This is a genomic window from Bradyrhizobium sp. S69 (genome assembly GCF_009766005.1).
Classification (GTDB): Bacteria; Pseudomonadota; Alphaproteobacteria; order Rhizobiales; family Xanthobacteraceae; genus Bradyrhizobium.
This window is the reverse complement of record NZ_LMUK01000043.1, coordinates 99,188-108,983: the sequence shown is the minus strand read 5'-3', so window position 1 is coordinate 108,983 and position 9,796 is coordinate 99,188. Positions and strand designations below refer to the sequence as shown.

Sequence of the window (9,796 nt, the reverse complement as noted above, 5' to 3'; positions counted from 1 at the left end):
TACAAAGCAGGCAGCGCAACAGACCAACCTGTAGGGGGTCAATTTTGGACGCCGATCCCCCGGCTTAGGGGGTCAATATTGCAGGCCGAATGACAACAGCCTCTCAGACCCGGCCGCAGCCAATCTCAGGCGGGTCGGGGACTTCGGACCCCATATCTCCGGCAAGCACACGCCACGTCTACAGGCGGTCCGGAGCGGCTCAGGCCGAAATGCACATCACGTTTTCGACCGACTGGTAATCCTGCCCGCACGCCATTTTGCGAAGAACCTGCGCGGTCTCACCCGATCACAGGGTTGTGACAAAGTGAGCAAGGACCGAAACCATGTCGAATTTCGATTGGCACGTAAGGCCCCGTCAACGAATTTGGTTTTTCTCTTATCTAATTGATTTTGCTATATTTCTTGCATAATTCTGAAAGGGTCACCAATTTTCCTCGGTTCGCAACAGAGGAGGACTCTATGACGGCGCTGTTTTCGTTTTTTGCATATCTGTTCGGCTTGATCTCCCCGACCAAAGCCAAAGCGGTAAAGCTCAAAGTCAAAACTAAACCCAAGGCCGGGGCAAAGCTGGCTCCGAAAAAAGCGCGTCCAAGACACCAACCGACGCCTATGACCTTTCCGGAAGCGATGCGAATACTCGCGGCATTGCTCGGTCAACGTCCGACTGGGGAAGCTCCCCCTCGTTCGTTTTCCGTCATCTTTGAAGCGCGTGGACTGGTCCCGCGCATGGTTCAAAACTACATCGTTGCGCTCCGGACAGCCGGGCGGACAATTTGGTGGATGAAGGACGGCGGCGACCCTGACGTGTTCGAGCAGTTTGTCCTGGAGAAAGCTGCCACGGATCACAAGGTCTGGAAGACCGGAATTGAGGGTGGTCAGCCCTTGCCGGTTCCACGAAGCATTACCGAAGCACTTCTGGCCGAGACCGCCGACGATCTCGGTCATGATGCCCCCCGGAAATACCCGTCGAAAAAGATAGCACCGGAAGAAATGCATGTCGGTCGCCGGATGCACATCTTCGACACGAAAGAGGGGTGTGTCATCTACCCTGAAGTGATCTTGATGAGCGGCGGACTCGCAGTTCGCGTCAAAGATTCGGAAGCAACGATTCATCGCGATACAATAATTTTTTCGGGGTGGGATTTCGGCGACGGATGGGTACGGCGGCGAGGATACAATCGTCCAGCACCCGTTGATGGAGCAATCGGCGAGCACGTTTTGCAGCCCGCTCTGCCAGCACCAGCGGCGAATAACCTTAGGTAAAATAAGATAGCCAGCGGTGGCGGTAGCGCTTTGCGCTACCGCCAATCACCGGCCAAGGGCGAGCCCTGTGGAACCCAAAAAACAGCGAAAGACCCGCCCCATCAGCATCCGCTTCAGCGCCGATGAACGCGCTGCGCTCGATGCCGCCGCAGACAAGATGGGTATCGGTCCCTCTAGCTTTGCGAGGATTTCGGTGGTCCGAGCTATCGCTTTGAATCCGGCCCCTGTCCCCCGTCCGAAACGAAAGCCTACCGAGGCGTCCCGTAGCCTAGCGACGTTCATCGGTCAGATCGCCGCGATTGGCAACAATCTCAACCAACTCGCTCATCTGGGCAACACCGGCTTCGACGTCGACTCGGAAGCGATCCGCGAGGTTGCAGCCGAGTTGGTACGATTGCGCGAAGCCATCCTGACGAGCAAGGACGATCAAAGTGATTCTGACCTGCGCTAAACATGGTCGGTCTAAGCGCGACTGCGACAATCTTGCTGACCATGTTCTCAAGCTCGAAAATGACTTTGTGACCATTGCCGAAATTGGAAATTCTGCCGCTCTGGATGTGCGCGGTGTTATCCGGGATATGGAAGTTCTGCGTGACGGGTCGCCGTCGGTCGCCGCACTGCACCACGTGACCATTAATCCGGCGTCGAACTGCTCTCTCCAAGCACTTCTCGACGCGGCAAACCGCGCGCGATTGGAATTCGATCCGGACTCGGTCAGGCCCTACGTGATTGTCGTTCATGGCAAGGGTCGTTCAACTTTAGATAGTGATAGCTGTCATACACACGCTCATTGCGTTTTCGGTCATGTGGATTCCCAAGGTCGAGCGCTCAAAGACAAGTTCTCAATAATCCGTACAGAAAGGCTGGCGCGCGAACTCGAATTCGAAATGGGCGAAACGCCGACATTGGGCCGTCATCATGTTCCGGTCCTAGCGCAACTACGTAAATCTTCACCAGAAGTCGCCGTCTGGCTTGTCGCTGCGTTTGGAGAAACTCCCGAAAAGCCAGCTTCCGCTATGAGCAGTGCGAGCCGAAACCGCTCAAAAAGGGAGGGCATCAACCTCCCCGTACTCCGCTTGGAACTACAAAAGTTGTGGCAACCCACGAAAGAAATTGGGGCGTATCGAACGGCGCTTGGCAACGCAGGATACGAGATTGCTGCAGGAGAGAAAGCCGGTGTTTGGATCGTGCGCAATATCGAGAGTAAACGGACCGTTTTCGCCCTCGATAGGCTGTTGAGGTTGAAGCGCGGTGAAGTGCAGAAAATGATGGAGGTTACAAATGAAGCCGGAAAGTTCACGGAAGATCGAAAGCAATCCTCCCCTAACTTTGTCGCACGGAAAGCAGCTGTTCGACCAGGGCAAGACAATCGCCACGAAAATCGAACTTCTACAGCCGCTCCTCGCATTGCTGGACGAGACCGAGATCAACCCGGAAACGGACCCCATCGCGAAAATCGTCGAGATCTTGGAGAGCATCTCGATCGGACAGCAAACCCTCAACGCCGCCATCGCGGATTGCAGTCAAAAGCTCGATTTTCTGATCGACTGTTTTACCGAAAGGCCGCGTTAGTCCGGTTACGAACCGCGAGTATCATTCGGCTCGCCGCGATCCTTGCTTTACGGTCGGCGAATCCGATCCACGAGCACGTGGCGCAAGAGCTGCTTGACCCCATCTTCATTAATGCGGTCGATATCTGGGGAATCCCGATTCCGCCACCGCGTCCGAGGTGCTGATCCGCAACAGCAAGGGAGCCACTTCCTGGTATGTTTCCGGGCGTCGGCCCGCATGGATGCGGACTTCTCGCATCCCGTACCCCTGTCAAGGGTGAACCGCGAAGCGGCGACCGAAGGTCGCCCTTGACAGGGGTACGGGATGCGAGTTTTTGGCATTCCATCGCGTTCGACGCCATTTCCTAGCTCGTGCAAGCAGCATCTATTGCCAGCATTGCCTGCTAGAACCCGCCAGAGGCTCCGGGATGGGCCGAAGTAGGAAAATCCGGCCTAGCACCCTCTCTGTCCCCTTTTTCAACACCAGGGGCTCCCAGCGGCCCGACGCCGCTTCGCTGATTTGAGTAACGGGGTTCTTCAACCGTAGTGTACCGGCGTATTCCAGCGCTGATTGCGAAAGGTCCGGTGCCTTGCTCCCGCCTCTTCCGTTTGTGCTATAAAATGCCGCAGAGATTCCTCGATCGTCGGCATTGAGCATGACCATGGACTTACCGCGTAGACATCACACCAATCCGCGCTTCTATCTCAGCCGCTGGGCCGGCCGGGACAAAGAGGTTTGCTTGATGCGTGTGATCGGTGGCGACGTAAGGGCCAAACGCTACCACCCTAAAAAGACCGGTTGGATTTGGGACCTGTACCGCACGCAAGGCGTCCCAGAGGAGCAATCACAGAATCTCGAAACGCAATTTCTCGGCCCGCTCGACGGCAAGGCTGCGCTGGCGCTCGACAAGCTGGTCGCCAAGAAGCCGTTGAGCACCGAAGAGCGCCAGCATTGGACGCACTTCCTGCTCTCGTTGCAATTCCGCCAGCGCGAGCACGTGGCGCTAATCAAGTCGCACATGGCCGACATCTGCCGCGAAGCCATCATCGCATCCGAAGAGGAATGGGCGCGGCTGCGCAAGCCGGAGGAAACCCGGCCACTGATCGAGGCGATGGCCGGAGATCGCCAGCTCGCCTTGGCAGAGACGCACGCCGAGAAGATCATGAGGGAGATCATCGGCCAGCACCGCGCCGAGCCCGACATCATGGCGATGCACTGGTGTTGCATCGATCTGCGGGGTTCGCGCACTCCGCTTCTGACATCGGACCGGCCAATTGTCTTGCTGTCGCTGTCGGACCCTAACAGCTACATCGCGTTGCCGATCGGCCCTTGGCATCTGTTCATCGCGGCGTTTGACGACCGCTTCGAGCGCCAGTTTCCCACCACCGATCCCACCAAGGTGGCATGGGCGATGAACAAAGACGTGGTGTCGCAGGCGCGTGAATTCGTCTGGGGACTCGACGACGCGGAGCTCGATTTCGTGCGGACCTATATCCGCTCCGCGTCCGATCGCGTCATCCTGTCCGAAGAGCAGCGCCAAGAGGCGCTTGCCGCCGCGCGCCTCGGCCCGGATTTGCTCCGCAGCGCCTAGCGCAGGCTGCCGATGTCCAGCGTGATCTCGCTGGCATTGGGCTGCGTCAGCAAAACGGCGTTCGCGCGCTCCTCGATCAATGCTCGGTGCCTAACCAGCGCAGTCGCGATCTTCCGGGTGTTGAGGGCGAACGCTTCACCGGACAGGTGAGCAAGCTCTTCCGTGGCGATGCGCACCGCGACGAACCGCTCGCCTTCGTGCGCGGGCCACGTGACGAAGTAGGCGCTCCGCTCGCCCTGTCGCCCGGCTTTCATCACGGACGCATCGGCGGGGTTAGGCGCTCCGCCGAGATCATTGTCAGAGATCTCGCTGTGCACCGTGTTCGGCACGTCGTCTAGCTTCAGCATGGTCCGCAACCTAGTGCGTCGGTGAGGATTGCGCTAGCTTGCGCTGGGCAACTTTGGGGGAAGGGGAACGGCGATGGCTGGGCGTAGGTGCGGCTGATGTGGGTCGCGCGCTATTTCTTCAGTTACTTCGGTCGAATCAACCGCGCTAAGTACTGGCTAGGTCTCGCGATCGTTTACGGCTGGTACGCCTTGCTGGGGTTCGCGTGGTCGATGGGCAAATCCGATCGCGGCGTGTGGGATGGCACGTTCGGGCTGCTCATGATCGTCGGGTTGATCTCAATGTTCTCCCTGTTCGTGAGGCGCATTCACGATCTGGACATCAGCGGCGCGTGGGTCGGTGGAGCATTTCTCTTGTTCGGCGTGATCTCAATCAGCCGATCGGAATACGCGACCACCGCAACAAGCCTCGCCTACGCTGCCGGCATGATCTGGCTAGGCTCGGCGAAGGGTATAGCGGGTAACAACCGATTCGGTGCGGACCCACTCAAGCCAAAGGGCGTCGATCCAAAGCAGACCGACGCCTACCAGATGGGGCAGAAGTTTTCAGGCGAGATGTGGTCCGCCTTCACCGGCTATTTCGACAGCCGCTTCCTGCCGGTCCGCGAAAACTATCTCAACGTGTTGCGGCAATTGGTGCGGCAGTCATTCAACTCTGAGGATGGTCCGCCACTGACGATCGCGCGCGTGGAATACCGCGTCTTTCTCAACCGGATTAAAGAGCTGGAGGACCAGATTTTCGGCGAGTCCTGCGATGCCATGCATGAGTGGCTTGACGTGGCCGATGGCATGGGCGTCCGCGCCGAGACCGAGAGCGGCTTCCGAACCCACATCAAGGCGTTCTGCAACGATCTCACCATCGCGGGCATGAGCGTGTTGACCGACTACGCAATCCCGCTCCGCGACGCCGACAGGGATTGGCGCGCGGCCAACCCGGAGCGAGCGAGGGAGTTTCCGCCAGAACAGGAAGGGCAGGCCAGTGTCAGAGGCCAGCATTGACGCCCTGAGCGAGCGTTTCGCCGGTCCAGATAAACGCATTATCTTTCAATTGCTTATCTGGCATTGCGCGGCCAGTTGGGCTTATGCGTTACAGGCGCAAAAAGGGGAAGGTCAGTAAGAAAAAAGAGCCGTGGTTTTTTGGAAAAGACAGAGCTTGCGATAGCAGATCGGTTCTTGGCGTCGGCTCGCATGGAAGCCCTTGAAAGCGCTGTTGCGAGCGATTTGTTCGTCAACGGCCACTTTACGGGATGAGGATTTCAGCCTCGATAAGCCCGTTTCATTGAGGCCGCTTACCGCGCGCCCCTAGAGGGTGGACTGTTTAGGTAGGCTATTGTCCCGACACGCCGTTCTAAACAATGAGGCAAGGCAACTCGTTGGAGCTACCTAACCTTGTCCTAATCTGCGAGGAGTTCTTCCAGCGTTTGCGGCTTATCGGCTTTGATCAGCGCAGCACGCGGGAAGCCCTTGTATTTAACGTCTCCCCTCACAGACCATGCGCACGTGATCACGTCTTCGGGTTCGCTAGAAATGACGGTCATTAAATGGCCGCCGCTTGTGAGCGTCACGGTCTCGCCGATCTTGAATGATTGATCGGTCATTGAGGCGCCGGGTGACACTTGGCTTGCGTCGAGCCGCCACTCGCCGCCGCAAGCGTAGCTATTGAGAGGTCTTCGTTGAAGAGCAGCGTGTAACGCTTGTCCTCGCCACCCCAAACGTAAGTACCCCCAACATACGTAGCCCCCAAGATGGTGTCAGCGACGAAGCGTCCGCCGAGATTGAGACCTATGCGACCATTCCGTATCGTAAAACCGCCATCACAATCGATGTAGGACAGCGCGACGCGCGCCTTCTGCGCCTCGTCGTCAGCAGCAACCGCACGGACCGTAGTTACGGCGATGCATAAGCCGAGCGCGAGACAACCGACGATGAGACGTTTCATGGTTGTGATTCCCGCTGGCGGTCATCGGACCGTCGAGCAATACTCTTCGTAACGTCGTTCGGCCATGGCCTTTTGATCAGCATCATACACCATCGATTGATATCTAAGCTTCCAATCCAGTTTTAAAGAGCAATCACCGCCCATCCTATTCAACTGTTGGGCTGATAGGCATCCCCGTTTTATATGCCCGGCGGGGTCTGCGCCGCAAACACCGTCTTCAAAAGGGTGGTCGGTCTCTGTCCACCCTCCGGCTTCATCCGGCCCCGGCCGCCCGGGGTGCAAAAGCTTAATGGCCTTACGAAGCCGCGAATTTACTTCCACTTTCGGCGGCTTAGCGGACATGGCCGGACTTGCTGCTGGCTCGACTCGGTCGCGAGTGACCAAGGCTCGGACATAAACCCCTCGCATGAGACAGGACGGAAGTACTTTTTCGACGCCTGGATAACTTACCTCCAGCAGCCGCTGCAGCCGATCAACCCGCTTTAGGCATGACAGACCCGTGCGCCGCCGCTACACTCGCGCAACCTGGGAGAGCAAAATGGCTGAAGAACTAAAGCAGAAGAGTCTCGTCGGAGGGCTGCTTCTATTGGCTATGATGGGACTTTTCCAACTTGCCGGCGGCGCACTTATGCTATCGCTGATGTACGGTGTCGTCGTGATCATCTTCCGCTACGCCTTTCACGTCGAGCTCTGGAATCCATTCCATTGAGCGCCACCCTCGCGGAGCTGACGGGCAATGGGTCTGGATATTGCCACGTTGGCGTCAGAAGCCTCCTTTTGGGAGATAGCTGGGTATTGCTCAGCCGGTATCGTTACCCTTGGTGTTGCTGGTGAGGCCGTCACAGAACTAACCGACTGGATCAAGCCGGGACCATTCAAGAAAGCCGTCGAACGGGCTTCTGTCCTTATTCTGCTACTGGGACTTGCAGCGGAAATCCTCACGCAAGTCCAAGCTAACGACAAAAATTCTCTGATAATTGGCCTGTTGGACCAGCAAACCGCACAATTAAAATCGGACAACCTGGTGTTGGAAGCTAAAATTGCTCCGAGACGCCTATCCGACGACGATATAGCCAAGTTAAAGACCGCCGTAGCGCCGTTCTTAAGACGCCAAATCAGCGTCTGGTCGTATGGAGTAGATGTGGAGGGACGGATGCTGGCTTCCCAAATTCTGTCCGCCCTAAACGATGCCCATGCCCAGACTGTCGATAGCATCGGCCATATGGTCTCCTCCACAACGTTACGGACTGGCGTGATTATCACAGGGCCAGATGATGAATTAATCGCGGCCCTTCTAGTGGCACTAAAACCGCTTTCCCCAACTAGGGGTTCGGTCAACCACCCCGGAGCATACAGTAAATCAGGAGTTGACATGCTGTATGGGCTACCAAGCGCCGTGCCCGCCGAGATTTTCGTTGGCGTAAAACCATTCGCTCCTTGAATGCTGGTGGCGGGCCTTGGCCGCGCTGTGGTTGAACCTACCTATTGCGAATGACCGATAAGCGACTTGGGCATGAGTCTGACGCCTACAACTATATGACGCAGCAAACCGAGGGCAAATCCCAACGTCAGGAACGTGGCACGAAGCGTAAGTGTCGCGCCGTTTTGCTTTAGAAAGAGAATTCTCTAGACTGACTCAACCGTGGGGAGGTCCGCTTGTTTGAGTTCTTGCATCTTTCGGATTTTTGGCCGTACATCCCCACAGCCACCGCTTCATTTTTAGGAGCTGGGGTAGCTGCCTGGTTTGCCCTCAACCGTTTCTATCGAGAGAAGATTTGGGAGCGGAAAGCAGCCGCCTATACAGCAATTTTTGAAGCTCTGCATTTCATCGACAATTGGTACAGCAAACACTACGACGCCTATCTCACTCGGCGCGAGTTGTCGAAGGAAGAAACCGACAAGCTGCGGGCCGCCGCCAATGACGCGGAAGCAGAACTTGAGCGCCGACTAGCCAGCGAGACTTGGCTTATCCCGAACAACTGCCGTTTGCGCCTAAAAAAACTAACGACGGGCTTGAAGGAGCGCGAGGAAGATTGGTTCGAATATCTAGAAGCCGGTCAGGCTAAGCTTCAAACCGCGACAGATGAATTGCGCGAAATGGTGCACGCCGATCTGCACCTATATTCCCCTCCACGATTGGCTCTCTCACGCCTTCTTCGCATTCTCCGCGAACGGAGAGAGCGCAAGAAACGTCTGAGCTGGCAGCCGCCAAACGTACACTAAGCGATGGCCATTGTTGGCACATCGCGTCATTTCGCGGCTTGTGCGGAATTTGGTCACTACCGGCGCATAGCGGACATCGGGCAGCCCCCGACCTTGCTGTACCCTCAATCCCGGGCTATCGAAATTTCCCAATGGCTGGAGTGCCTATCTATGTCTCGGTTGGCGCGCCATTTTGTTGCAGCGAAGGCCTCACCGGCACATGCGCCTTCGGGCAGGGTGTCCCGCGGTCACGCCGGGTCGCAGCGGCTCCCGTCAAAAATATCGAAAACAACCCCATGCAAAGTAGCAGTCGGTCGCCGGAACCGACGCTTTAAAGCGACCACGGGCGTGCAACGGCGGCTGTTCGGTGTGACGTCAGGCGAAACTCCTTCACCCATGATCGGACGCTGCATTGTGACGCTTCAATGCAGCGATCATATTCCGCGTGGGTTCCGTTGAGGACGAACTGCCGACGGAAGTCGAAGGCGGCCACCAAGCGATTGGACCACGCTCTTGCCGATCGCAAGCCCAAACCTGCCAGTCTCATTCATCACTCAGATCGCGGTGTGCAATACGCCTCGACCGAATATCGCCGGCGCCTCGCCGATCACGACATCACCGTCAGCATGAGCAGGCCCGGCAATCCCTACGACAATGCCAAAGCCGAAAGCTTCATGAAGACGCTCAAAACTGAAGAGGTCGATGGCCGCCGCTTCAAGGATATCGAAACTGCAAAGCGCTCCATCTCGGTCTTCATCGACACCGTCTACAATACCGAGCGGCTCCACTCCGCCCTCGGTTACCGCCCACCACTTGAATTCGAAACCAACTTCGCGCTAGCCCTGAACCCACAATGAAACACCCTGTCACAGAAATTACCGTGTCTCACTTACGGGGTGCAGTCCA

Annotated in this window: 12 protein-coding genes; 9 read left to right on the top strand and 3 right to left on the bottom strand. The window is 57.0% G+C overall.

The features are described 5' to 3' along the window. The first annotated feature begins 459 nt into the window (after positions 1 to 459). The 4 genes from GSQ88_RS22990 (at position 460) to GSQ88_RS22975 (ending at position 4,405) form a co-directional block, all read left to right on the top strand. Complete coding sequence (locus tag GSQ88_RS22990; RefSeq protein WP_159010051.1) at positions 460 to 1,263, top strand: hypothetical protein; 804 nt, start codon at positions 460 to 462, stop codon at positions 1,261 to 1,263. 67 nt (positions 1,264 to 1,330) lie between these two features. Beyond that, positions 1,331 to 1,714 carry a plasmid mobilization protein gene (locus GSQ88_RS22985; protein ID WP_159010050.1) on the top strand — a complete coding sequence of 128 codons (384 nt, stop codon included), beginning with the start codon at positions 1,331 to 1,333 and terminating at the stop codon, positions 1,712 to 1,714. Then, positions 1,695 to 2,999: a relaxase/mobilization nuclease domain-containing protein gene (locus GSQ88_RS22980; RefSeq protein WP_159010049.1), complete on the top strand. Its 1,305-nt coding sequence runs from the start codon at positions 1,695 to 1,697 to the stop codon at positions 2,997 to 2,999. Before GSQ88_RS22985 ends, GSQ88_RS22980 begins: the two co-directional genes overlap by 20 nt. A 470-nt stretch (positions 3,000 to 3,469) precedes the next feature. Continuing rightward, positions 3,470 to 4,405: a DUF4238 domain-containing protein gene (locus GSQ88_RS22975; RefSeq protein ID WP_246784987.1), complete on the top strand. Its 936-nt coding sequence runs from the start codon at positions 3,470 to 3,472 to the stop codon at positions 4,403 to 4,405. Here GSQ88_RS22975 and GSQ88_RS22970 read toward each other — a convergent pair. After that, entirely contained in the window at positions 4,402 to 4,752 is a 351-nt protein-coding gene (locus tag GSQ88_RS22970) for a hypothetical protein (protein ID WP_159010047.1), read from the bottom strand. The genes GSQ88_RS22975 and GSQ88_RS22970 overlap by 4 nt on opposite strands. A gap of 96 nt (positions 4,753 to 4,848) precedes the next feature. Here GSQ88_RS22970 and GSQ88_RS22965 point away from each other — a divergent pair, with 96 nt between their 5' ends. After that, positions 4,849 to 5,748, top strand: a complete 900-nt coding sequence (locus GSQ88_RS22965) for a DUF805 domain-containing protein (protein ID WP_159010046.1) — start codon at positions 4,849 to 4,851, stop codon at positions 5,746 to 5,748. 395 nt (positions 5,749 to 6,143) lie between these two features. Here the strand turns inward: GSQ88_RS22965 and GSQ88_RS22960 are convergent, their stop codons facing one another. Together GSQ88_RS22960 and GSQ88_RS22955 are read right to left on the bottom strand one after the other, a co-directional pair. After that, complete coding sequence (locus GSQ88_RS22960) at positions 6,144 to 6,347, bottom strand: YodC family protein (RefSeq protein WP_159010045.1); 204 nt, start codon at positions 6,345 to 6,347, stop codon at positions 6,144 to 6,146. After that, a complete protein-coding gene (locus GSQ88_RS22955; protein WP_159010044.1) occupies positions 6,344 to 6,688 on the bottom strand; it encodes a hypothetical protein in 345 nt (114 codons plus the stop codon). The genes GSQ88_RS22960 and GSQ88_RS22955 overlap by 4 nt, the downstream gene beginning before the upstream one ends. 538 nt (positions 6,689 to 7,226) lie before the next feature. Here GSQ88_RS22955 and GSQ88_RS22950 point away from each other — a divergent pair. From GSQ88_RS22950 to GSQ88_RS22935, 4 genes are all read left to right on the top strand, one after another. After that, entirely contained in the window at positions 7,227 to 7,397 is a 171-nt protein-coding gene (locus GSQ88_RS22950) for a hypothetical protein (protein ID WP_159010043.1), read from the top strand. Between the two features lie 27 nt (positions 7,398 to 7,424). After that, on the top strand, positions 7,425 to 8,129 hold the full coding sequence (locus tag GSQ88_RS22945; protein ID WP_159010042.1) for a hypothetical protein: 705 nt from the start codon (positions 7,425 to 7,427) through the stop codon (positions 8,127 to 8,129). 215 nt (positions 8,130 to 8,344) lie between these two features. Continuing rightward, a complete protein-coding gene (locus GSQ88_RS22940) occupies positions 8,345 to 8,911 on the top strand; it encodes a hypothetical protein (protein ID WP_159010041.1) in 567 nt (188 codons plus the stop codon). Between the two features lie 404 nt (positions 8,912 to 9,315). Beyond that, the gene (locus GSQ88_RS22935; protein ID WP_246784941.1) at positions 9,316 to 9,747 is read left to right on the top strand and encodes an integrase core domain-containing protein; all 432 of its coding nucleotides are present in this window, start codon (positions 9,316 to 9,318) and stop codon (positions 9,745 to 9,747) included. The last annotated feature ends 49 nt before the right edge of the window (positions 9,748 to 9,796 follow it).

Coding starts and splice junctions, on each gene's coding strand:
- GSQ88_RS22990 (WP_159010051.1), top strand. CDS start 460: ATGACGGCGCTGTTTTCGTTTTTTGCATATCTGTTCGGCTTGATCTCC.
- GSQ88_RS22975 (WP_246784987.1), top strand. CDS start 3,470: ATGACCATGGACTTACCGCGTAGACATCACACCAATCCGCGCTTCTAT.
- GSQ88_RS22970 (WP_159010047.1), bottom strand. CDS start 4,752: ATGCTGAAGCTAGACGACGTGCCGAACACGGTGCACAGCGAGATCTCT.
- GSQ88_RS22965 (WP_159010046.1), top strand. CDS start 4,849: ATGTGGGTCGCGCGCTATTTCTTCAGTTACTTCGGTCGAATCAACCGC.
- GSQ88_RS22960 (WP_159010045.1), bottom strand. CDS start 6,347: ATGACCGATCAATCATTCAAGATCGGCGAGACCGTGACGCTCACAAGC.
- GSQ88_RS22955 (WP_159010044.1), bottom strand. CDS start 6,688: ATGAAACGTCTCATCGTCGGTTGTCTCGCGCTCGGCTTATGCATCGCC.
- GSQ88_RS22950 (WP_159010043.1), top strand. CDS start 7,227: ATGGCTGAAGAACTAAAGCAGAAGAGTCTCGTCGGAGGGCTGCTTCTA.
- GSQ88_RS22945 (WP_159010042.1), top strand. CDS start 7,425: ATGGGTCTGGATATTGCCACGTTGGCGTCAGAAGCCTCCTTTTGGGAG.
- GSQ88_RS22935 (WP_246784941.1), top strand. CDS start 9,316: ATGCAGCGATCATATTCCGCGTGGGTTCCGTTGAGGACGAACTGCCGA.